The 22,341-nt window shown below is 48.0% G+C and carries 18 protein-coding genes; 6 read left to right on the top strand and 12 right to left on the bottom strand.

The features are described from left to right. Nucleotides 1-44: 44 nt before the first annotated feature. From ACMXI2_RS17405 to ACMXI2_RS17395, 3 genes are read left to right on the top strand one after another with little or no spacing between them, the layout of a single operon-like run. A complete protein-coding gene (locus tag ACMXI2_RS17405; protein WP_483777360.1) occupies nucleotides 45-953 on the top strand; it encodes a FecR family protein in 909 nt (302 codons plus the stop codon). A gap of 23 nt (nucleotides 954-976) precedes the next feature. Next, nucleotides 977-3,238 (top strand): T9SS type A sorting domain-containing protein, encoded by a 2,262-nt coding sequence (locus tag ACMXI2_RS17400; protein ID WP_483777359.1) that lies wholly within the window; start codon nucleotides 977-979, stop codon nucleotides 3,236-3,238. Between the two features lies 1 nt (nucleotide 3,239). After that, nucleotides 3,240-4,094, top strand: a complete 855-nt coding sequence (locus ACMXI2_RS17395) for a hypothetical protein (protein WP_483777358.1) — start codon at nucleotides 3,240-3,242, stop codon at nucleotides 4,092-4,094. Between the two features lie 84 nt (nucleotides 4,095-4,178). Here ACMXI2_RS17395 and ACMXI2_RS17390 read toward each other — a convergent pair whose 3' ends face one another. Together ACMXI2_RS17390 and ACMXI2_RS17385 are read right to left on the bottom strand one after the other, a co-directional pair. Next, the gene (locus ACMXI2_RS17390; RefSeq protein WP_483777357.1) at nucleotides 4,179-4,409 is read right to left on the bottom strand and encodes a hypothetical protein; all 231 of its coding nucleotides are present in this window, start codon (nucleotides 4,407-4,409) and stop codon (nucleotides 4,179-4,181) included. A gap of 46 nt (nucleotides 4,410-4,455) precedes the next feature. Continuing rightward, on the bottom strand, nucleotides 4,456-5,661 hold the full coding sequence (locus tag ACMXI2_RS17385; RefSeq protein ID WP_483777356.1) for a Gfo/Idh/MocA family protein: 1,206 nt from the start codon (nucleotides 5,659-5,661) through the stop codon (nucleotides 4,456-4,458). A gap of 140 nt (nucleotides 5,662-5,801) precedes the next feature. Here ACMXI2_RS17385 and ACMXI2_RS17380 point away from each other — a divergent pair, with 140 nt between their 5' ends. Then, entirely contained in the window at nucleotides 5,802-6,569 is a 768-nt protein-coding gene (locus tag ACMXI2_RS17380; RefSeq protein ID WP_483777355.1) for a rhamnogalacturonan acetylesterase, read from the top strand. Nucleotides 6,570-6,610: 41 nt separating this feature from the next. Here the strand turns inward: ACMXI2_RS17380 and ACMXI2_RS17375 are convergent, their stop codons facing one another. The 5 genes from ACMXI2_RS17375 to ACMXI2_RS17355 form a co-directional block, all read right to left on the bottom strand. Further along, a complete protein-coding gene (locus tag ACMXI2_RS17375) occupies nucleotides 6,611-8,404 on the bottom strand; it encodes a RagB/SusD family nutrient uptake outer membrane protein (RefSeq protein WP_483777354.1) in 1,794 nt (597 codons plus the stop codon). A gap of 5 nt (nucleotides 8,405-8,409) precedes the next feature. Continuing rightward, nucleotides 8,410-11,673, bottom strand: a complete 3,264-nt coding sequence (locus ACMXI2_RS17370; protein WP_483777353.1) for a SusC/RagA family TonB-linked outer membrane protein — start codon at nucleotides 11,671-11,673, stop codon at nucleotides 8,410-8,412. A gap of 30 nt (nucleotides 11,674-11,703) precedes the next feature. Continuing rightward, nucleotides 11,704-15,291, bottom strand: coding sequence for a T9SS type A sorting domain-containing protein (locus tag ACMXI2_RS17365; RefSeq protein ID WP_483777352.1), 3,588 nt, complete (start codon nucleotides 15,289-15,291; stop codon nucleotides 11,704-11,706). A gap of 541 nt (nucleotides 15,292-15,832) precedes the next feature. Continuing rightward, the gene (locus ACMXI2_RS17360; protein WP_483782403.1) at nucleotides 15,833-16,060 is read right to left on the bottom strand and encodes a hypothetical protein; all 228 of its coding nucleotides are present in this window, start codon (nucleotides 16,058-16,060) and stop codon (nucleotides 15,833-15,835) included. Nucleotides 16,061-16,255: 195 nt separating this feature from the next. Then, nucleotides 16,256-16,570 carry a glycosyltransferase family 32 protein gene (locus tag ACMXI2_RS17355; protein WP_483782402.1) on the bottom strand — a complete coding sequence of 105 codons (315 nt, stop codon included), beginning with the start codon at nucleotides 16,568-16,570 and terminating at the stop codon, nucleotides 16,256-16,258. A 314-nt stretch (nucleotides 16,571-16,884) separates the two neighbouring features. On the opposite strand from ACMXI2_RS17355, the gene ACMXI2_RS17350 reads away from it, so the two are divergent. Both ACMXI2_RS17350 and ACMXI2_RS17345 read left to right on the top strand, forming a co-directional pair. Then, nucleotides 16,885-19,260: an ABC transporter permease gene (locus ACMXI2_RS17350; RefSeq protein WP_483777351.1), complete on the top strand. Its 2,376-nt coding sequence runs from the start codon at nucleotides 16,885-16,887 to the stop codon at nucleotides 19,258-19,260. A 315-nt stretch (nucleotides 19,261-19,575) separates the two neighbouring features. Further along, the gene (locus tag ACMXI2_RS17345) at nucleotides 19,576-19,845 is read left to right on the top strand and encodes a helix-turn-helix domain-containing protein (protein ID WP_483777350.1); all 270 of its coding nucleotides are present in this window, start codon (nucleotides 19,576-19,578) and stop codon (nucleotides 19,843-19,845) included. A gap of 178 nt (nucleotides 19,846-20,023) precedes the next feature. On the opposite strand, the gene ACMXI2_RS17340 is transcribed toward ACMXI2_RS17345, so the two are convergent. The 5 genes from ACMXI2_RS17340 to ACMXI2_RS17320 all read right to left on the bottom strand — a co-directional run bounded on the left by ACMXI2_RS17340 (nucleotide 20,024) and on the right by ACMXI2_RS17320 (nucleotide 22,335). Then, nucleotides 20,024-20,569: a Crp/Fnr family transcriptional regulator gene (locus tag ACMXI2_RS17340; RefSeq protein ID WP_483777349.1), complete on the bottom strand. Its 546-nt coding sequence runs from the start codon at nucleotides 20,567-20,569 to the stop codon at nucleotides 20,024-20,026. Nucleotides 20,570-20,615: 46 nt separating this feature from the next. Further along, the gene (locus ACMXI2_RS17335; RefSeq protein ID WP_483777348.1) at nucleotides 20,616-20,963 is read right to left on the bottom strand and encodes a DUF1330 domain-containing protein; all 348 of its coding nucleotides are present in this window, start codon (nucleotides 20,961-20,963) and stop codon (nucleotides 20,616-20,618) included. A gap of 18 nt (nucleotides 20,964-20,981) precedes the next feature. Next, on the bottom strand, nucleotides 20,982-21,377 hold the full coding sequence (locus ACMXI2_RS17330) for a nuclear transport factor 2 family protein (RefSeq protein ID WP_483777347.1): 396 nt from the start codon (nucleotides 21,375-21,377) through the stop codon (nucleotides 20,982-20,984). A gap of 255 nt (nucleotides 21,378-21,632) precedes the next feature. Then, the gene (locus ACMXI2_RS17325) at nucleotides 21,633-21,938 is read right to left on the bottom strand and encodes a hypothetical protein (protein ID WP_483782427.1); all 306 of its coding nucleotides are present in this window, start codon (nucleotides 21,936-21,938) and stop codon (nucleotides 21,633-21,635) included. Further along, nucleotides 21,832-22,335 carry an NAD-dependent epimerase/dehydratase family protein gene (locus tag ACMXI2_RS17320; RefSeq protein WP_483777346.1) on the bottom strand — a complete coding sequence of 168 codons (504 nt, stop codon included), beginning with the start codon at nucleotides 22,333-22,335 and terminating at the stop codon, nucleotides 21,832-21,834. The genes ACMXI2_RS17325 and ACMXI2_RS17320 overlap by 107 nt, the downstream gene beginning before the upstream one ends. Nucleotides 22,336-22,341: the final 6 nt, after the last annotated feature.

The raw sequence follows: 22,341 nt of genomic DNA, 5'->3' as shown, positions 1-22,341 counted from the left end.
TCTGCATCCTATATACATCTCAAGCATACAATTCAATGAAGCATATGTCCAGAATAGAGAAGCTGATCCGCAAATACTACCGGGATGTTCAGCAGTTGAAAGCTGAAGGCGGCGCGCCTTTGGAAACGAATGCCGGTTTTGACGGAGCCCGGGTGTTTGACAAAGTGCTGGAAGGTATGGACAATAACACACGTTCCTCCCGGAACGGCTCCCGCCGCTGGCTGATAGCGGCTTCCCTGGCAACATTGATCGGTATCTCAGCCTGGCTTTACATGAACAGGCCGGCCCGGCAGCCGGTAGTCATGAAAACCCTTACCACAAATCGGGGACAGGTGGCGTCAATAGTGCTGGAAGACGGTACAAAGGTGTGGCTGAATGCAGCAAGCACATTGCAATACCCGGCGTCTTTTAGTGGAAATGCCCGCGATGTGCAGCTGGAAGGGGAAGCCTATTTTGAAGTAGCGCCGGACGTAGGGAAGGCTTTCATCATCCATACAGATAAGATCAGCACACAGGTGGTAGGCACCAGCTTTAACATCAGCGCTTACGGGGAGAGTGGGCAGATCAATGTGGCCGTGCTGACCGGCAGTGTGAAAGTAATGAAGGAGAACGGCAGGCAACCCGCGGAATATGTTACCCCGGATCAGCAACTGGTGTATAATAAGAGCGAGCAACGGTTTTCCATCAGCAAAAAGTTTGATGCCGGCAGCGCCGCTGCGTGGAAGGATGGGAAGCTGGCGTTCATGGAAACGCCGCTGGCGGAAGTGCTGCAGCAGCTGCAGCGCAGGTACAACGCTCGCATCAGCGCAGACGCTGCCATACAGCATTGCCTGATATCCGCGGACTTCAGCAATGAGTCGCTGGAAGACGTGCTGGCCGTGCTGGCAGAGATCATTAACGGAAGATCAGTAAAACAGCAGGACGAATATGTACTGAAAGGCACGGGCTGCTGAAAGATATCAATTCCATTTATGTTATGCAAAAACTGCTAAGCTTACCACTGCTTTGCCTGGCTTTCTATTGCCAGGCCCAATCTATCCAGAATCCCGGTTTTGAGACAGGCGTATTATCCCCCTGGTCGCTATGGGCGCCCGCTTCCGGCGGCGGGACTATACAAGCGGTTGCTTCCGGCGCGCATTCCGGTACATACGCTGCTATGGCCAGCGGCGGAAAAGTGAGCATTGAACAAGTGGTCACAGGACTGCAACCCTGGACGAAGTACACCCTCACTGCCTGGATCAGCATTGGAACAGCCGGGGATACCGCCTTACTGGGCGTGAAGAATTACGGCAGCGCCGAGCTAAAAACGCCCGTCACCAATACCGGCTACCAGGAGTACTCGCTTACCTTTATCACAGGCGATGCCGATACCCAGGCCACTGTTTATTTCTACATGACCAAAACAGGCGCCGCCTACGCGGACGATTTCCAGTTGACCGTTACGCCTGTTGCACGGGCTAATTATTATATCGATAATATTACGGGCAACGACGGCAACAACGGGCTGACGCCTTCCTCCGCCTGGAAAACCCTGTCAAAGGTGAACGCCACCATCTTCTTTGCCGGCGACAGTATTCTCTTCAAATACGATGGCCAGTGGACCGGTACCCTTCATCCCCTGGGAGAAGGCAAACCGGGACAGCCCATTGTGATCAGCCGCTACGGAGGCGCAACGTCAAAGCCGGTGTTCAACGGCAACGGCGCGCTGCGTACCGTTTATCTCACTAATCAACAGTACTGGCATATCACCAACCTGGAAGTGACCAATACCGCCAATGCCGGCCAGAAGAAACGGGGCATTGAAGTGGAGAACATCAACCGGGGCAGGCTCACGGGTATCAAGATACTGAACAACAATGTGCATGATGTGTTAGGCGACAATACCAAAGGGCAGGACGGCAGCACCGGCATCATGGCCGTTGTACGTAAAAGCAGCTATGGGAACATTCCATCGTGGTTTGACAGCCTGCGTATAGAGGGCAACGTTGTGAAGAATGTAAAGCGTACGGGCATCAGCACCAGCTCCGACTGGCGCTGCAAGACCGCCTGGGGATGCACCAGCAGCGCTGATGATTACACGCCGCTCACGCAGCTGGTGATCAGGAATAACTACGTGGAAAATGCAAGCGGGGACGGCATTGTGCCCATGGTCTGCCATGCGGCCCTGATAGAATACAATATGGTGAACGGCGCCAATGTAAGCTCGGGTACCGCCAACGCCGGTATCTGGTGCTTTATTGGAAGCAGGAACGTTTTCCAGTTCAACGAAGCGTATAACGTGAAAACCGCCATTGACGGGCAGGGGTATGATGTGGATTTCATGCAGGACAGCACCCTGTTCCAGTACAACTACAGCCATGACAACGAAGGTGGCTTTATGCTCCTGTGCACGGACAGGCCCAATTCCAACAACAATGCGGTTGTGCGGTACAATGTAAGCCAGAACGATAAATACAGGATCATCCTGTTCAACGGGAACGTGACCAACGCGCATGTCTATAACAATACCATGTACCTGTCCGCCGGGTCCACCACAAAGCCGATAGCCGTGGAGAACTGGGGTAACAGGTATCCCTCCAATATCTATGTCCGGAACAATATTTTCTATCTCACTGCCGCGGGACCCTGGACCAACTGGGATTCCATCGGCGGAGCAAAGATATTTGAGCATAACATTGTTTACGGCGCGCATACCGCCGGCGAGCCGGCCGGTATCAACAACTTCAGCGGCAATCCCTTGCTGGCGGCGCCCGGCACAGGCACTACCGGCAGCTTTTCCGGCGGCGTTATCAGTTTCGGCAATGTGGACGGCTACCAGCTGCAAAGCGGCTCCCCGGCTATTGGTGCGGGCATGGTGATCCCGGACAACGGGGGAAGGGACTACTGGGGCAATCCCGTTCCGTCCGGCGCCGCGCCTGATATTGGCGCTTATAACAGCCCCCTGGCGCCTGCAAAGAAGAACGCAGGTACGGTTAAAACAAAGACCACCCTGGCAGTATATCCTAATCCCGCCGGCAAAGGGACGCAGTTGAACATCACCGTAAGAACGCCGGAGGCGGGCAGCGGGCTGCTGGACATACTGGACATGAACGGCAGGAGCGTGTATGCCAGGACGATCATCCTGCACGCAGGCAACAACTACATGCAGGCCCGGTTACAGGACCGCCCCTCCGGCGTGTACCTTGCACGGGTATTGACCGGCAATGAAAAGACCGTATACCGTTTTGTAATGAAATAAGATGCGCCACAAACAGTTCTTTATATTGATCCTTATGGCCTGCTGCTATAACAGCTATGCGCAGGAGGATACCGGCATTGCCGTTTCCGCTGCGGAACTGGAATGGAGGATGACGGAAATGCGGGCCGCCTGCTTTGATCATTTTACAAAACAGTATGGCATCTACGACCAGTCGGATTTCTGGACGCACTCCTTTAAAGGGGAAACGCCTGCCCAATGGATCAGGGAAAAGACCCTTGCTTTGATCATTACAGACAAAAAACGGCTGAAGGTCATGCAGCGGTATGGACTGTTGAAGGATTTCAGTTTTGAATGGTTCAGGAATGCCTGCCGGCTGGAAAACGCCAGGAGAAAGGACCGGGCCGAAAGAGGCACGGTAATTTACGGCATGGAAAGTTTTGATGAGCATACCTTTTATGCCTATATTATGGGAAATGCCTTGCTGGAGGTAAGAAGGAGAATACTCGCAGCGCATCCGCCTTCAGGGGAAATATTACGGGCGGAATATGAACGCGTGAAACACACTGCCTTTAAAGTGCCTTCCACCATGCATGTACAGCTGTTAAAGAACGGTGTTGCGCAGTATATTACGTTTATACCTGCCAACAGGAAGGCAGATGAATTGTTATGGGACGATGTGTATACCCGCAGCAGGGCATTTACGAAAGCAGGTGAGTGGAGCCCGGCCTTCAGGGACGGCAAAGGAGATATATGCGCGCTCAAATGCCTATCCATTACCGATAATGGCTTCCTGCCGCAGGAAGAGGTGACAGAGCACCTGAAGATGCTGATTGCCAGCCGGGAGTTTGAACGAATGGTAAACGGATTGGAAGGTTGCAGTCCGTTCGGATTTTAAAATTGGGGTTTCAATACAGTTACCTGATAACGGGCACTATTATACGGTGCCTTCCGAACATGTTGGTCGTAAAGTGCATGTTAGCTATGATGAAGAAAGCGGTGGAATATTTGGGAGCATCATGCAGCGTTCAAATTTTGGTATTTCAAGAAACAGTTCTTCCAGTCGGGTTAATGACATATAGTATACCTCGCTGTCTTCCAGTGCTTGTATGGTGTTAACTGCCGGCTTCTCCTTAAAGAAACTCACGATATCACAGGCCCACCAGTTTTCGGGATAGAAGCAGATGTTGTGCTCCACCATAAGGAGCACCATCAGGAGTAAAAGTAAATACTCTAACGTAATTAAAACCTTGCAAAAGCTATACATCATACTCCGCCTTCCAACGCTGACTCTCCCCGGTTTCAATTGCATGATTCGCCATATGCACCGCAACAGCCGCATCTTTTCCGCTTTCCACCCCTGATACCGGCTTTTTCTTATTCCTGATACATGCAGCGAAATCCAGTAGTGCAGAGGTAGTGGGCTCTGGTTCGGGCCCGTCCGTTTTTCCGAACGATAGCAACATCCCCTGGCCGGGAGGACCGTCTGTTCTAGTGGCGCCGGTCACGCCATCTACGGTGTCAAGTACCTTTTTTGTGTCTTCGCTGTAAACAAATGCTTTGTCGCGTTGTATTTCCAGGGTGCCGCGGTTTCCGAGTACGCGGATGGCGTATCCCTTATACGCATTGCTGAGGATAGACGAAACGCTTGATTTTATACCACCGGGGTATTCGAATACGGTACGCACATTGTCCCAGGTTTCGCGTCCGTCTTTCCAGTAGTCGATGCCGCCAATGCCTACTACGCGGAGGGGATGGCTGTCCAGGATATAGTTTACGATATCGATCTGATGCCCGCAGAGTTCTGCCACCAGGCCGCCGGAGTATTCACGGTACATCCGCCAGTTGATAAGGCGTTCCATAGACGGGTCAGGCACCGGATTTCTCCAGTCGGAATTGCGATGGTACTGGCACTCGAAATGGGTAACGGTGCCCAGCCAGTTTTGCGCGATCACTTCTTTCACACGGTGATAGAGGGTATAATACCTGTATTGATGGCCTACCTGCAAAACCAGTCCGGCTTTCCTTACCTGTGCTACGAGTTGCAACGCCTGTGGAATATCATAGGTCATGGTTTTTTCCACATACACATGCTTGCCGGCATCCAACGTATCTTTTGCCATGGCGTAGTGCAGGTAGAGTGGTGTGGCGATGATCACGGCTTCCACTTCTTTATTGTCGAGTAATTTGCGATAGTCTGTATAAGCTTTAGCACCTTTTGCTGCGAGCGCCATACCGTTCTTCAAATTTGCGGGGATGGTATCACAACAGGCAATGAGTTCCATGCCCGGGATTTTTTTCAGGAGCCTGGCGATACCGCTGCCGCGGTTACCGGTGCCTATCAGGCCAATCTTAACAGGATCTGCACCTGGCGCTGCCAACCCCCATGCTGGCAAGGCTGTTGCGGCTATAGCAACCGCGCCGGAATATAAAAATTTTCTGCGGGAAAAATGATGATGTTGCATATACCAAAATAAGCAATAAATAAACGCGGGACAATCTTCGAGCCGCATAAATCTCCGGTAACGTTCTCGCTGTTTTACTGCCCGTAAAAAGAAATCCTACCGGCCAATAACTATATTTAATAACCAGAAAAATCCTCCATATGCAATTCAATATAAAAAAGAGGATGCTGCTGTCAGGTCTGTGCCTGTTACTTTGCAGCTTTATTCCTCAGCAAAAGAAGATCAATATTTTCTCTATCGGTGACTCCACCATGTGCGATTATGACGAAAAATACCTGACCTCATTCGGCGGCAACAGTCTTTATCCTATCCGTGGATGGATGCAGATGGCGCGTGGGTATTTTACCGGGCCGGTGATCATACATAATGCTGCCAGGAGCGGCAGAAGCTCTAAAAGCTACCGTGGCGAAGGGCACTGGCAAAAGGTGATTGACAGCGTACAACAGGGCGACTATGTTTTTATCATGTTTGGCCCCAATGATCAGAAAAGTGATACCGCCAGGCATACGGATCCACGCACTACTTACCGTCAGAACCTGGTCAACTACATCAACGAAACGAGGGCTAAGGGTGCGTACCCTATATTGTTCACTTCTATTGTGAGGCGTAAATTCAATAACAACGGAAAACTCGAAGATACACTGGGAGATTATATTCCGGTAGTACGGGAACTGGCGGCGGAAATGAAGGTGCCACTGGTAGACCTCTACAAAAGGTCAGGAGAACTGGTGGAAAGCTACGGGCCGGAGGAATCCAAAAAATTGTTTGTTTACATCCAGCCTGGTGTATTCCCGAAACTGCCCGACGGTAAACAGGACGATACACACCTGGATGAGCTGGGGGCCACTAAAATAGCAGCGCTGGCGGCAGCGGAGTTGAAAGCAATGGGATTACCATTCTTTAAATAAGTAGCAAGCAGCTGTCCCGGAGAAACAGCTGCTTATTGTTATCAATATCCATAATCCTGCGTAAGCATATGATTTGCTTCTATCGATGTTTGCGGAATCGGTAACAGTTCGTTACGATCCGGCGTAAAAAGCTGTGCTACATTGGTGATCCATGAGGCAGTGATGGAGCTTACCCAGTTGGCCTTTCCATAACCGCCGGGAGGAGCCGCAGCAGGAGAGGGTTGGTAGAGAGAATTTCCCCATATGATCGTCTGCGACCCCGTTTTATAATAGATCACCTGCGGCAGGGTATTGTATGGCGCCTGCTTGTTCATCATCTTCGTATAGTTATCCCTTGTTTCCAGTATTTTCTGGTAAAGCAGGTTCCATCGGAGCAGGTCATATTTCCTGATTCCTTCTCCCCCGAATTCAAAAGAGCGCTCATTTACCAGCGCTTTAAAAAAAGCTTCTTTGGAAGCCGGCGTACGTCCTATTTTATCCTCGCTGCCTTTGAATCCTCTTTTCCTGACTTCTTCATAGGCGCTTATAGCAGCCGCGGTAGGCCCGTTGTTCAGCTCATTTTCTGCTTCGGCAAACATCAGGAGGATATCAGAAAAACGGAGTACCGGCCAGTTGATACCCAGCTGCTGTGAAGTGGTGCCAGGCGCCGGTGTAATCCAGTCGGCACGGAACTTTCCGCTGGTCATGTTTACAAGTGTTTGTACTGTTTTAGACTTGTCGGCATTGTTGTAATACGGCGCCGTAGTCACATCACGACGGGTATCCAATGAATCAAAGGAATAGAAATAAGTAGGAATGACGCGTATGGAACTATTGCCCAATTGAGCCGCATTACCGGCTACATAAAACCTGGGACCGTCATAATATCCAAGGTTGCCGGTGAGACCAATTCCCATAGCTATTTCAAAGATCACTTCTCCAAAAGGATCCTGCTTGTAGGAATCCAGACCATCTTTAAACACCGCCTGGAAGCTGGGGTTCAGGGTATGTTTATCACGGCGCTGCATGATATCGTAGCATTCATCCCTGGCGATCCTGTAGAAGTCCAGGTAGTTGTTGCTGCGTTCCATTTTGCGGGAAGTACGGCGCAGGGAATAGCCGCCCCTGAATAAGGCAATCCTTGCACGCAGACCTTTTACCGCGCCTTTGGTGATCCGTTCATCTGCTGCTATACCAGGTTCGCCACGCCAGGGCACCAGCTCTTCTGCAATTTTCAGGTCACTCAGCAGGTGGTCGTAGATAGTGTCTCTGTCTGTTTTTGCGAGAAACAGGTCTGTTTGATCTATAGAGGGTGTAAACGGTGCAGGCACATCTCCCCAGTTCCTGATGAGCTCCAGGTAATACTGTGCCCTCAGGGTAAGCGATTCCCCGTATAAGCGACGCAGCTGCGATTGTTCTGTTGTGGTGCCATTGTTATATAGCGCCATGGCTGGGATATTTTTGATACAGATATTGGCGCGCTCCACGCCGATATACAGCTGCTGGAAGGGGCCCGCCAGTTGTGCGTTGGTGGCCTGCAGGTTGTAGCGCGACAAGTCCCTGGAGCTGTTGTCCGGCGCAGTAGTATTAGTCACCCCGATCATTTCATCTGTATCGTAAGGATACATCAGGCTAAGCCTGCTGCCATAGGCTTGTGTACCGGATAACGGCTCGTATGCGCCTATTACCGCACTGGTGGCATTGGGCACGCTGCCAAAAACATATTGTTCGTCAAATGCCGATTGAGGTGCTTTGTCGAGATACTTTTTACAGGAAGCCGTGCCCATTAGTACCGGGATGAGCAGAACCATCCAGGCTGCGTGATAAGATCTTTCCCTTGCTGTCATGTTCTCCATAATCTTTATAGTGTAAGGTTTAAACCAAAAAAGAAAGAGCGGCTGCGCGGATATGCGGAGTAGTCCACACCTGGTGTGATGGGCGTGGCCCGGCGGGTGTTCACCTCCGGGTCATAGCCGGAATAACCGGTCAGTATAGCCAGGTTATTACCGGTAACGTATACACGCAAACTGCTGATCTTTATTTTGCCGAGTTGTGTTGCCGGGAATGTATAGCCGATCGTGACGTTGTTCACCCGCAGAAAGGAACCATCTTCCACTGCCCAGGAAGTGGGATAAAAGGCCCCCGCGCCGGAAACAGGCATCCATATCTTTGCCTGGCTGTTCAGCGCTGCCAGCTGCTCAGGAGAAGCGCCTGTTACCACCTGTTTACCTCCAACGGTAATTACCTGCTGCATTACCTTCCCATTGGCGTCAACAGTGCGCCAGCGGTCTTCCATAATTCCCAGCATATTGGTATTACGGGAATAGGCATTGGTAAATTCTATTTTGTTGGCATTTAGTATACTGTTGCCTACCACAAAATTCAGGAACACACTCAGGTCAAAATTCTTATAAACAAATTGCTGGTTCAGTCCTCCTGTATATTTGGGGTTCGCATTCCCGATAATGGTTTTATCGTTTTCGTCGATGATGCCATCGCCGTTTATATCTTTCAGTTTCATCCATCCTGGTTGCGCCACGCCTATTACGCCGGAAACGTCGGTGACGCCATCCTTCAATGTGTAGATCTTCGTGCTGGCGTCATAGTTAAAGTCGTCCAGTTTGTAAAATCCATCATTTACAAATCCATACATGGAACCTACGGCTTCCCCTTTTCTTACAATATAGTCCGCCGGCTGACCGGAAATGCCAAACCCGGAATTCCTGTAGAACTGTGTCAGGTAGCTGGAAAGCGCCTCTACTTTGTTCCTGTTGAATGCGATATTAAAAGTGGATGTCCAGCTGAAATTTTTCTTTTGAATGATAGTGCTGCTCAACTGCAATTCCACACCCTTGTTGGACGTGGTGCCTACATTCTGTAATTGCTCTGTGTACCCGGAGCTGGTAGGGATACGAATAGGTATCAGGAGATCTTTAACCTTATTATAGTACACATCCGCAGTCAATTGCAGGCGGCCGCCGAAGAAAGCGGCATCCAGACCGGCATTACGCGAAACGGTGGTTTCCCATTTCAGGTCTTTGCTGGCAAGACTGCTGGCCACATACCCCGGCACAATCTGTTCGTTAAGGGAATACTGGGCATTGGCAAAATAAGTATTCAGGTATAAATAGTCCGCAATACGGTTGTTTCCTGCGAGCCCGTAACTGAGCCGGAGTTTCAGATCGGATATGAATGACACCTCTTTCATAAAATTCTCCTGGGAAATCCTCCATGACAGGGCTGCTGCTGGAAAATATCCCCAGCGCTTACCCGGTGCAAACTTGGAAGAGCCATCAGCCCTGACACTGATACTTGCCAGGTATTTATCTTTATAATCATAATTTATTTTTGTGAAGAAAGATAACAGGCTGCTTTCCGCGATAGTTGTTTTGGGAAACAACGGTACCGTAGTGCCCAGGTTAAACTGGCCAAAGGCTTTTTCCGGCGTTATGCCCGCAGGGAAGTACCGCAGCTCATTATCCAGCATACTACTGGAAGTATTATATATTTCATTCCCCAGGAGTACGTTTACATGATGATCTTTAGCCCCGTTATTCCGGTAGGTAAGCACGTTTGAATTATTAAATGAGTGGCGGTTGATAGTAATATCGCTGATAAGCGGCAGGTTAGCGCCGTTAAGCCTCGAATTAGAAGTAACGGAGCCGTCAAATGCCTGTTGCTCCTGGTTGTTGCGGTCAAACCCAAGTGTTGTTCTGAAAGAAAATGACTTGTTAATGGTGTAGTTCAGGTACCCGCCGATGTTGAGAATTTTAGTATATTTTTTCCTGTATTGTGCATTGTTCAGCAACACAGGATTAATGATGCCCAAACCATTCCCGGCATTTGTATCGTTGTAATAGTCTACATCATCCGTATCTTCCACGTTGGTATCATCCAGGTTAAATGGCCGATACTTGATGGTGTGTCTTAACCCGTTGTAAGCAGAGGCGCCTTCGTTTGAAGAACCTGCCCCGCTCGACGTTTCATCGCTGTACCTAACGTTAAATCCTATACGTAGTTTGCTATTGGCCGTATGGTCAAATTTAAAATTGACCAGGTTTCTTTTCAGATCGGAATTGATCATAATTCCTTCTTCCTGGTTATTGGTATAGCTGAGATTATATCTTGTATTTTCGGTGCCGCCTGCAATGCCTGCATTATGGGTTTGCATGAGTGCAGTCCTGCCAAATACGTTATCCTGCCAGTCTATTTCCGGCATGTTCCTGTATTTCTCCAGGTCGGCACCATACATGTTATCAAAAGAGGCACTGTCGGCAGTCAGCCCCCGGCTTCGTTCATACTGATACATCACAAAATTGTAGGGGTCCATTACTTCCAACTCTTTGGGCAGTTTGCGCATGCCTATCATGCCGTTATAACTCACTACGGTTTTTCCTTCCCTGCCGGTTTTGGTAGTAATGATCACTACGCCGTTGGCGCCCCGTGCTCCATAGATGGCGGTGGCGGATGCATCTTTCAGGACATCCACTGATGCTATGTCCTGCGGCGCGATACCGGAGAAACCATCTTCCACCTGCACGCCGTCAATAATGTACAACGGGGAATTGTCCTGTGTTACAGAGCCGCCGCCTCTTACCCTGATATTAAAATCGGACCCCGGCTTACCTTCCGACGAGGTGATCTGCACGCCTGCTAACCGGCCAGTGAGGGCTTCCGCAGCTGAGTTAACAGGTATATCCTTCAGCTGTTTTGCATTTACGGACGATACGGCGCCTGTGAGGTCTTTTCTTTTAACGGTTGCATAACCTACCACCACCACATCGTTGATATTCCTGATCTCTGTTTCAAGGACTACGTCAATGGTGCTCCTGCCATTGATGGACATTTCCTTTGCAGCATGCCCGGTATAGGAGAATACCAGTTTCCCGGCCGTAGCCGGTGCTTTCAGCCGGTAATGCCCTTTCTCGTCGGTGATGGCCGCCACTTTACCACCTTTCACTTTTACTGTGACGCCCGGCAGCGGAACTTTATCTGTTGCCGATATAACCGTTCCCGTTATAGTGATCTCCTGCGACTGCGCAAACAGCGCCGTCGTAAAACACAGCATCACAAAGACCAGCAAAATACGGGTCCGCGGTTGCATGAAATTCTGCTTATCCATCATAACAATCATTTGAAAATTAAAATCCTTGCCTTACTGTTTTATGAACACTAATCCACTCCTGGCGCCTGCATTATCCATCACCAGCAAGTAGGTACCAGTTACCAGTCCGTTCGTATTTATTCTTGTTTCCGTAGTACCCGGCGCCACCGCACATATTTTTACCCTTAGTCCTGCCATAGTATACAGGGAGATGCCGGCATTTCCTTTTACCAACTGATGGCGTATAACCAGTTTATCTGTTACGGGATTAGGGAAGATGCTCAGTTGCCCTGTACCTTTTATTTCTTTCACTATTATCCCGTTACCGGGGGATAGAGAGCGAAGCAGTGCGGTATCTGCCTGTTGCCTTGCCTGTAAGGGGTTATCAATGCTGATAGTATTGCTGTATACAATTGATCCCTGTCCATCGGTCCGGTAACTGCCTATTTTATAGTAAAGCGCTTGTTGAGGGGCGCTCGCAACCTCCGTTGTGTAGTGCGTTTTGTTTATGTTGGATACCAGTTCGCTGATTTTTGTAAAGGAGACATTATCAGCAGACCTGTAAATACCAAAACGGAACTGATCTTTAGCCCAGTCGATATCAAAACTGATCTTCACGGTATCACCACCGGTGCGGCTTGCAGCTGCCTGTGTGAATGTTGCCTGTTGATCCGGCGATTGGATACCGTTCAGGTAGTTTTCCAGCATTGTAAAGCCGTTGCTATCCGTTGCATTGGCAGCAGTGCTTGTGGAATCGCTGCCTGTCATCAGCTCCCACCAGTTGGGCAGCCCGTCGTTATCTGTATCGTTGGGGTAGGGGGTGGATGTTAATGCAGGCCATCCTCCCACTGTATTTTGGCTGTTTATAATCCCGGAAGGATGGCCCATGCCGGGGGCCTGGTAACTGCTATCTTCATACGTTGCAGTACCGGTGAGTGTTTCTCTCACAATCCGCCGGTCTACCGTGTCCCGCCTTGGCAAAGTAGCGCCGGCGCCGCCGGTTACAGCGATATACGCATCGGGTGCAGTTTGCGTGGTAACCGGGCCATAGGCGAAAGGCGTATTGACCCTTGCAGCGGCTAATGCTTCAGCGGAACCGGGGAGGTTATCGGGATGCACACCATTTATCCAGTTATTATCGGAGGAGTCGTTGGGTTCATTTACGCAGGGATAGTCCGGCACATAGTTACCTTTGATGTAAAATTTTCCGCCGGGAATGGTATCTCCGCCAAGAGATACGCTGTAGGTGGTATACGAGAGGATACGATGCCGCCTGTTGCTGGTGGCACAGGAACTCGACCCGGTAGTAGCAGGGCCGGGTTTGTAATAGTTGTTTACCATATTCTGATGGCCGCCGGCGCCGCCATAGGTAGAGCCCACCCAGTTATACACCACGTTGTTCCTGAAATCAACATACTCCAGTTCCGGCTGCCCGGTATTGGCACTGCCTGAAAAGCGGGGATTCCGGTTGCTGTGGCTCGCCAGCAGGTTATGGTGAAACGAAGATTGCTGACCGCCCCAGATGCCGCCATAGCCATGTGGTGTTTCTTTTACATGGATGGATTTGTAGAGGCTTTCGCTCAACATACTCCATTGCAGCGTGAAATTGGAGATGGCATAAAAAGATCCAGCTTCATCGGTTGACCAGCTCAGGGAACAATGGTCCACAATAATATTGGAGAACGGCTTTGTAACCGGGTTACCAAAATTGTTGTACATGGCATCCACTGCTTTTGCGGTATCTCCCGGGTTGAGGATAATGTCTCCCGGGCGGCTGCGGATATACCTGATGATAATGTTATTAGCCCTGATACCCATGCCGTAGTTAGCCAGGCAAATACCATCACCGGGCGCTGTTTGCCCGGCAATGGTGATGTTGTCCTGTAAAATCACAATGGGACTTAATAGGTATATGGTGCCGGAGACTTTGAACATAACAGTACGGTTAGGTTGACTAACCGCATCTCTTAAACTGCCTGTGCCGGAGTTATTGAGATTGGTGACATAGTAAACACTTCCTCCACGGCCGCCTTTGGCGAACCTGCCGGCGCCTTCTGCACCCGGAAAGGCAATTTGCCGGAAAGGGTAGGTAGTGCCGCTGATCATCACATTTTTTGTTACCAGGTATTTGTTGGTAATGATGCTGGCAGTCCATGGATACACTCTCAGGTATAAGGACTTGCCCTGTGGTATATTTATGTTCAGGTTGCTGAACGTATAGGCGACGGGGTTAGTACCGGATGTGAGTAGCTGGTCTGTAGCCAGGTCGGTAAAAGTGTTGCCATCTGCCGACCAGCAAATCCGTGCATGCCCATAGGCCGATGAATTGAACGCCAGCGGTACCGTTATCTGCTGCACTACCAGGCTGTTGCCGGTTACGGGTGAGGCGGTATATTGTATATACCTTCCTGCAGCCGGAGCCGTTTCCGCAGGCCAGGTGCTATCCGGTGGCAGTAGTCTTTGCCCGCCGTTGCCGGAAATATAATTATTCACTTTCAGGCCCGTTAGCGACTGGGCGGTTGCCGTTACATCACCGGTCACCGTAGCATCGGGACTGGCGGTAAGCAGCCAGGTGATGGCAGGCACTACATAGGTATATCCGGATACCGTCATGTCTTTAGCGGTGAGGGAAATATTTCCCTGTGCGCCGGTGCTCCAGGGCAGCAATCTCAGGTAGAGCGTTTGCCCGGTCGTAGCCGTGATGTTAAGGTTATTCAACGTATATACGGCAGTGGTAGTACCTAACGTAAGCGTTGTATCTATTTCCGTATAGTCGGCATCGTTAACCGACCAGGAAAGTTTTGCTTTACCACCGGATGCGGCAAATGCCAGCGACAACGAGATGTCTGTTACGGTGAAAGCATTGCCTGTAAGCGCCGCCATTGTGAATTGGGCATACCTGTTATTGTCCGGCATTGTTGCGGCCGGCCAGGTACCTGCTGCGGGTAACAGTTGCTGTCCGTTGGTATAACTGTTCACGACAAGGTTGCTGAGCGTTTGCGGCGCTGCTGTAATATTCCCGCTGGCAGTTGCCTGCTGGTTTGCCGTGAGTGGCCATGTCGCTACGGGAACGGGATTGGTGATTCCTTTTATGATCACATTTTTTGTTATAAGATATTTACCGGTAATAACACTGCTGGTCCAGGGAGAAACCCTGAATATCAACGTGCCGCCGGCGGGCACGTTGATATTCAGATTACTGAATGTATAGGCTGTTGGCGCGGAAGAAGAGACAAGTGCAAAGTCGGGTGTTACCGCCGTAAAATGGATACTATCTGTTGACCAGGCCAGGTTTACCCTCCCGGCACTGGAGCCATTGAAGCTGAGAGATATCCCGATCTCTTTTACTGTAAGACTATTACCGGCGGCCGGCGCTACCCGGTATATCATGGACCGGTTACTATCGGGAGCAGATTGCGCCAGCCAGGATCCGGCCGGAGGAATGGTTCTTTCTCCGCCTGAAATGTAATCGTAATGCGAGAGGCCATTCAGGAGCTGTGCGGCGGCAGTAATACTTCCGCTGGTGGCAGCCTGCTGATCAGCGGTAAGTGCCCAGGTAGCCACAACTGGAGATTGACCATAAGCAGGGCTGCTATCAAAGAGTACTACAAGTAAAAGAAGAAGTAGATATCTTTTCATAAATATTGTTGTGTTATTTATTCTCCAGGTATTTCATTCCGCAAAACCTAATGCTACAGTAACCGGAAAGCGCCGCCTACCGGGTATTCTCCGGATATTTTCTGAAGTGTAGCATTATTTAACCTTTCCGCATTAAATGGAATAGTGCCCGTTTGAATATGACAACGTGGACAACAGGCGTCTTCTTCGTTTCACATTCCTGCATTTAAAAGCAATTTCGGCTGATATTGTTTTCCTTAACCAAAATACACCCGAATTGGGTTATTTGCATGTGTGGGACAGATAAATCACCGAGAACGTTACCGAAAAGAGGGAGGATTATACTAAGAATACAAATCATCACCTGTTACTTTTGTGATTTCCTGATTTTAAGATTTCAATCAAACAACAAAAAATACCCTCGTTTCCCCCTGCAAAAATAGCATATGAATTGGCAGTCACTTATCCGGTGGCACGGAATTAAAGTGTAAAGGGTTCGGACCGGATGTATCGGTAAGTAGCGAAATGTGTATAAGTAACAAAGCGGTTAAAAAGCTCCGTGCTATATCCGCAGGTGCCAACTTCCTGCTGTATCATATGGAATGGTTTGTTCAGCGCCGATAATTTCCCAGATAGGGTTATGGGGATCGGTGCGCCAGTAGTCCGGCCAGAACATCGCGCCATGTTCAAGATATGCCGGTACGGAGAAAAGGGAGGTGGGATCGCTGACGCATATGTTGTCAGCATCAAGGAAAAGAACTTCCCTGAAACTATGCCAATTGTTTCTCAGCTTTGTTATCGTGTATTGGTTGATTGTAAAATCGGTGCTCCTGATACCGTTTTTGTGAAAGATGCTGGGTATAGCTGTATATGATGTTTAAGTCTATTGGATGATATGAAAATTTTCCCTGATTTTCCGGATGTGCAGATGTGCATCTTTATCCCACCAGGTCCCCGAATAATAATGAATAGCTTTTTCCGGATTTCATGACTGCAATCTTTTTCCTGTCTGGTGTATTTCACAATGTTCGTCAGGCTCTTTACCGAAAACACAGGTAGCATCTTGTAATAATTCCTCCATATTTTTCCTGCAGGCGAAATCCAGATCAACAAAAATACCACCATAAGTTTGCAGAATGAGGTAACGTACGGCATCTACCTTTTGTATATTAGCGGGGTATGCATCATATGTTGCTTTAAATTCAGGGTAATATTCGGCAACGAAACGGGCATTGTCTTCATCTGTCCATAACCTGTATTCCCAGTTGGGGTGATGCTCTTTCCATGTGTCTGCGAGAATTTGTAATGCATCTGGTACATCGAATATTGTGGATTTAAATTGGTTAACAGTATACGTATATTTGTGAGAATAATGAGTCTGTACTAAAATACAGTTTTAAAATTAAAGGTGTAAAATTCTTTTGTTCATAACATCGTTGTGTACTGCAGCAACTATCATCGCATAAGCGGACATATTATGTCCGTTATTGGACATATATTATGATTTTTCATGTTGAGTTGTTTGGTTTTTATTATGTTGTTTGGCTGGCATCTTTTTGGAACATTTGCCTCCACAGATGAGAGAAGTGGATTTTTTATGTTTAAAATGTTATTATGCTGATAACCTATTTAAAAATTGCATGGCGTAATTTTCTGAAGTCCCGGTTATACTCTCTTGTAAATTTAACAGGGTTGGCATTAGGTATGGCTGTATCGTTATTGTTAGAGCTATGGATATGGGATGAACTCTCTTTTAATAATTATCATGAGCATCATAGCCGGATTGCGAGGGTGATGACTAATCAGACTTTTAACGGACGGGTGAGTACGGAGCCTGTTGTATCTATTCCAATGGAACGGGAGCTTCGGACCAGCTATGGCGCCAATTTTAAGAAGATTGCACTCACTTCCTGGCCTGCGGAGCATTTGGTAAATGTAGGTACCAGAAAATTTTTTCAGACAGGGTTATGGGTGCAGCCGGACTTCACAGCAATGTTTTCGCTGAAGATGGTCAGAGGGAAGGCAGCGCTGGATGCTCCGGAAACCGTGCTTATATCGGAATCGCTGGCTAAGGTACTGTTTGATAGCCAGGACCCTATTGGCAAAATTATCAGAACAGATGACAAACTGAACATGAGTGTGGTGGGAGTGTATGAGGACTGGCCACATAATACAACCCTTCACGATGTTAAAATGTTGTTGCCGTGGGATAATTATTACCTTGTTGATGATTGGGTGAAAACGGCCGAAACTCAATGGGATAATCAGGCATTTCAGGCGTTTGTACAGTTGGACGATGCTGTAGACCGTGAAAAGGTGAATGCAAAAATTAAAGACATACCACTTGGCCATCTGGCAGAAGGGAAGGAAGAGCTTTTTCTGCATATGATGGATGACTGGCATCTGTATGGAGAATTTAACAACGGAAAAATATCCGGCGGTTATATTCAATATGTGAAAATGCTGGCAATTATAGGCGTGTTTGTGCTGCTGCTGGCTTGCATCAATTTTGTTAACCTTTCCACGGCCCGGAGCGAGATGAGAGCAAAGGAAGTGGGGGTCAGGAAAGCGTTGGGCTCTCTGAAGAGGCACCTGATAGCACAGTTTCTGTGGGAAACAGCGTTTATTGTTTTCTTTAGTCTTTTGATATCACTGTTAGCAGTGCAGCTGGCGCTTCCCTTCTTTAATAACATGGCCGGCAAACATATCTTCATACCGTGGACCAATGGGTATTTCTGGATGGGTTTATTGTTATTTCTGCTGATCACCAGCGTCCTGGCCGGAAGTTATCCTGCATTTTTCTTGTCCCGCTTTGAAGCTATCAAAGCGCTGAAAGGATTGGTAAATGTGGGATATTCCGGGCTTACGCTGCGTAAAATGCTGGTGGTGGTGCAGTTTACTGCTTCTGTTACATTGATCATTGCCACTATTGTTGTTTACAGCCAGGTAAGGTATGCAAAGAACCGTGTGGTAGGTTATGACAAGGAAGGGCTGATCAATATCGAAATAACCAACCCGGCTATGTATAGTCACTATAATGCTATCCGGAATGATTTGCAGCAAACCGGTGTAGTGGCTGATGCATCCGCAGCCTCAAACGCTTCAACGGACCGTGGAACTACCAATACCAATTTTCAGTGGACCGGTAAGGATGTAACGAGTAATGTTATTTTCAGAACCATTGCCGTTACGCATGATTATGGCAAAACGATCGACTGGAAAATAAAACAGGGACGTGGTTTTTCCCGGAATTTTCCATCAGACACAGGAGCGTTTATTGTGAATGAAGCGGCCGTAAAGTTGTTAGGCTTCAAAGATCCTGTAGGACAAACTATTTTGTGGAACCAAAAACCACGTCCTATATTGGGGGTTGTGAAAGATATGATCATGGAATCCCCCTATGAGCCGGTAAAACCAACCATCTTCTTTCTGAATTACAGCGACAGCTGGATCAGCGTACTGTCCGTGCGCATTAAACAGGGAGCACCCGTTCAGAGCGCACTGGATAAGATTGCTGCCGTGTTTCAGAAGTATGACCCCAATACTCCTTTTGTCTTTAAATTTAATGATGAAGAATACGCCAGGAAGTTCTTTAATGAAGAACGGGTGGGGAACCTCATCACTTTCTTCTCTGTTTTCGCTATCATTATCTCTTATATCGGGCTTATGGGACTTGCGTCCTTTATTGCGGAAAGACGCACCAAAGAAATAGGAGTACGCAAGGTAATGGGAGCTTCCATCGGGGCGTTATGGCAATTGATGTCGAAAGAATTCGTAGTACTGGTCCTGATCTCTTGTGTTATTTCAACGCCAATAGCCTGGTATTTGTTGAGTAGGTGGTTGCAGCAGTTTGCATTCCGGGTGGAAATCAGCTGGTGGATCTTTATCGTGGTGGCTGTGGGAACCGTACTGGCAACGCTGCTTACAGTAAGCTATAAGATCATAAGAACAGCCAGTATTAACCCTGTTAAAAGTCTTCGTGCAGACTAACGGGCGCATTTGTTTAATTGCTGATGAAGATAAAAATACGCATGATTTAAAAACATTTAATAGATTCTTTTCAAACTTCTTCGTGATCCCATATTCAAAATAATTTCTTCCCGTTTATAACAGACCTGGATTATCACTTTTAGTTTTTAATTTAAAGAGTACATTGTACATCTTCACAGTATTTGATTTTTTATTGTATTACCTGGAATGTTGCGATGAAAATGATGTAGTTACCACGTTTTAAGACACATTTTGCCAACATAACAAATCTGTTTGTTAAAATAAACATTTGTATACCCGACAATAATGTACCCTATGCAGTTTAAGCCCTGGAACCTTGCAATAGTGGATGAGTCCTTGTTATTCAGAAAATTGCTGCGGAGCAAGTTTTCGGAACAGAATAACCTGAATGTTGCTGTTGATACCTCAGAGCTGTATGATCTTTTTCAAATGCTTACGGATTATCCTGTAGATGTGCTGATTATCGACGTTATTATGCATAACCAGAATATCAGGGGACTCTCTCCGACGTATATACGAAGAGTATCCCGGTATCAGGATACTGATTCTGTCGATGTGTACTGATGTGGAGATAATCAGTGATCTGCTGGATCTTGGCATATACGGGTGTGTTTCCAAAACAGACAGCCCCGAAGAATTGCAGAAGGCAGTCGTCAGTGTTTGTGCAGGGAAAATTTACCGCAACCGTTTTTTTAGACGAGAAAAAAATGATAATTGCATCGAGGACAGTAGAAGTTTCCGGTTATAACTGCTTTTCTTTTCGCATCATGCTCAGATAAGCCGGCGTGATGCCCAGGTAGGTAGCAATGTGTTTTTGTGCGATGCGGCTTTCCAGTCCTGGATAAAGTTTTCGGAACTCAAGGTAGCGTTCCTCCGCCGTTTTGGATAGATTGGATGTGATGCGCTTCTGGTACAGGTCAAAACCGTTTTGTGTGAGGATACGGAAGAAGCGTTCAAATTTTGGTATTTCAAGAAACAGTTCTTCCAGTCGGGTTAATGACATATAGTATACCTCGCTGTCTTCCAGTGCTTGTATGGTGTTAACTGCCGGCTTCTCTTTAAAGAAACTCACGATATCACAGGCCCACCAGTTTTCGGGATAGAAGCAGATGTTGTGCTCCATGCCTTCCTTGTCGGTATTAAACATGCGCAGGCAGCCTCTGTTTACAAAATAAATATACCGGTCAATTTTTCCGGGTTGCAGCAGGAACGTGCGTTTAGCCACCATTTTCTGCTGCAATAACGCAAGCACTTTCTCCTGTTCATCAGAAGAAAGTGCTATGTGCATAGCAAAATTTGACAGGATCAATCGGTGCATAGCCCAAGATAAGCATTTATAGTTCAAACGGCGTGGTCATATACAAATGCAGGTTAGCTGTTGCTGTCAGGCGATGGGGATCGGCAATGTCGCGATAAGCATCGCTTTCCGCAATTGTTTTAAATGCCTTGGCGCTGGGGTATTCTACCAGTAAAATAGCATCCCAATCTTCGTTTTCCGGCGCAACTATGTTGGCTGCCACATTGCATACCAATCTGATTTTTACGTCATTAATGCCTAGTTTTTCCGTAGCCTTACGAAACGCCGGGAGATATGTTTCGAAATAATGCTCCCGGTCTTTAAATTTCAGCATATTGAGCATCAGTACAGGACCTTCTACTTCTTCAAATTCAGGTAATTTCATAATGTTGTTTTATAATAATTAAAAAAAGCCAACAATTCGTGTAATGCGGTTGTCGCTGTCAAACTCAAAATAGTCCATACCCATAACCGGGTAACCTTCCGGACGAATGCCAAGCCAGCGGAAACGACCGTTGTTATGATGCGTTTCCGGTTCGCCAAGCACCTTGAAGGTTCGGGGGCCCATCTGCTCATACGAGCTGATGATCAGATCAGTAATGGCATCCTGCCCGGTGATTGTATTGGTCAGGCGGTCTGTGTAGGTGGCTTCCGGCGCCCAGCAGCGGCTGATGTGCTTTTCGATCGCTTCGCGTTCCGTTTCGTTCCAGGCACTTGTGTAAATGAGGATCGTTTCTTCAATATTTTTTATTTTTTCCATGCAACAAAGATCGCCGGCAGGCGCCGCAAAAAAGTTCAACTGGTTGATGATTTTAAATTTAAAATAGTAATCATGGCGGACATTCTGTTTCAGCTAAACGATAAGCTGGAAGCGATGGACATTGCGCACTTTGAAAATGGGAAGATAAAATCCCTTTATGTATTTCTTCAAAGCTAAAAGTTTATATCAAAAAGAAGCATGACCACTTTAGCTTAAATGACCAAAACGACGAGATATAAAAGCCCGCACACTATAAGAGTTGCGGGCTTCACTATGCCCGAAGGTTGGCGGGTATTATAATATACCAAGGTCGCGTGCCACATAGTAGCTGGCCACCAGCGGCCGGAATCCGGTTCTGCTTCTCAGTTTGGAAATATCCTGGATGCCTTCAAAGGGATCGCTTAGCGGTCCTTCTTCAGTATCAAAAGTCTCAGCGGCCTTTCCCACAGAATCTGCCAGTTCGTAAAGAGTGATCGGTGCATCGTCGGCAACATTAAATATTTCCCCGTCCAGCCCATTGGTATTGAGCAGCAGCAGCAATGCCTGTGCCACATCGAGGTGGTGTACCATATGCATTCTCGATCCCGACCCTGGGGTCATGGACATCGACAGTTTCATCCTCCCTTGCCGGACGACGGTACCCAGATCCATAGACATTGCTGGTACTCACAAAGACGAACCGTTTAACACCTGCAGCCAGTGCTGCCGCTGCCAGTGCGATGGTGCCTTCCCGATTGGTTTTGACAATTCCTTCATTATCGGTAAAAGTCCGGAAAAGAGCAGCTAGATGTACCACTGCATCCATGCCCGTTACTGCAGGTGGTAAAGTAGTCGGATCATACAAATCGCCGGTAATCACTTTTGCGCCGAGTTGGGCTAATTCCGCGGCTTTGGCGGCATCCCGTACAAGGATGGAAACCTCATGTCCTTTGGACAACAGTCGTGGGACAAACCTGCTGCCCACTTTTCCTGTTGCACCTGTTACTAGAATTTTCATAAATTT

This window comes from Chitinophaga sp. G7 BAM 1005 (genome assembly GCF_057126945.1).
This window is presented reverse-complemented; position numbering and strand designations above follow the sequence as displayed.

Coding starts and splice junctions, on each gene's coding strand:
- ACMXI2_RS17390 (WP_483777357.1), bottom strand. CDS start 4,409: ATGGTGCTCCTTATGGTGGAGCACAACATCTGCTTCTATCCCGAAAAC.
- ACMXI2_RS17380 (WP_483777355.1), top strand. CDS start 5,802: ATGCAATTCAATATAAAAAAGAGGATGCTGCTGTCAGGTCTGTGCCTG.
- ACMXI2_RS17345 (WP_483777350.1), top strand. CDS start 19,576: ATGCAGTTTAAGCCCTGGAACCTTGCAATAGTGGATGAGTCCTTGTTA.
- ACMXI2_RS17375 (WP_483777354.1), bottom strand. CDS start 8,404: ATGGAGAACATGACAGCAAGGGAAAGATCTTATCACGCAGCCTGGATG.
- ACMXI2_RS17350 (WP_483777351.1), top strand. CDS start 16,885: ATGCTGATAACCTATTTAAAAATTGCATGGCGTAATTTTCTGAAGTCC.
- ACMXI2_RS17400 (WP_483777359.1), top strand. CDS start 977: ATGCAAAAACTGCTAAGCTTACCACTGCTTTGCCTGGCTTTCTATTGC.
- ACMXI2_RS17365 (WP_483777352.1), bottom strand. CDS start 15,291: ATGAAAAGATATCTACTTCTTCTTTTACTTGTAGTACTCTTTGATAGC.
- ACMXI2_RS17340 (WP_483777349.1), bottom strand. CDS start 20,569: ATGCACATAGCACTTTCTTCTGATGAACAGGAGAAAGTGCTTGCGTTA.
- ACMXI2_RS17385 (WP_483777356.1), bottom strand. CDS start 5,661: ATGCAACATCATCATTTTTCCCGCAGAAAATTTTTATATTCCGGCGCG.
- ACMXI2_RS17405 (WP_483777360.1), top strand. CDS start 45: ATGTCCAGAATAGAGAAGCTGATCCGCAAATACTACCGGGATGTTCAG.
- ACMXI2_RS17370 (WP_483777353.1), bottom strand. CDS start 11,673: ATGATGGATAAGCAGAATTTCATGCAACCGCGGACCCGTATTTTGCTG.
- ACMXI2_RS17335 (WP_483777348.1), bottom strand. CDS start 20,963: ATGAAATTACCTGAATTTGAAGAAGTAGAAGGTCCTGTACTGATGCTC.
- ACMXI2_RS17320 (WP_483777346.1), bottom strand. CDS start 22,335: ATGAAAATTCTAGTAACAGGTGCAACAGGAAAAGTGGGCAGCAGGTTT.
- ACMXI2_RS17325 (WP_483782427.1), bottom strand. CDS start 21,938: ATGACCCCAGGGTCGGGATCGAGAATGCATATGGTACACCACCTCGAT.
- ACMXI2_RS17395 (WP_483777358.1), top strand. CDS start 3,240: ATGCGCCACAAACAGTTCTTTATATTGATCCTTATGGCCTGCTGCTAT.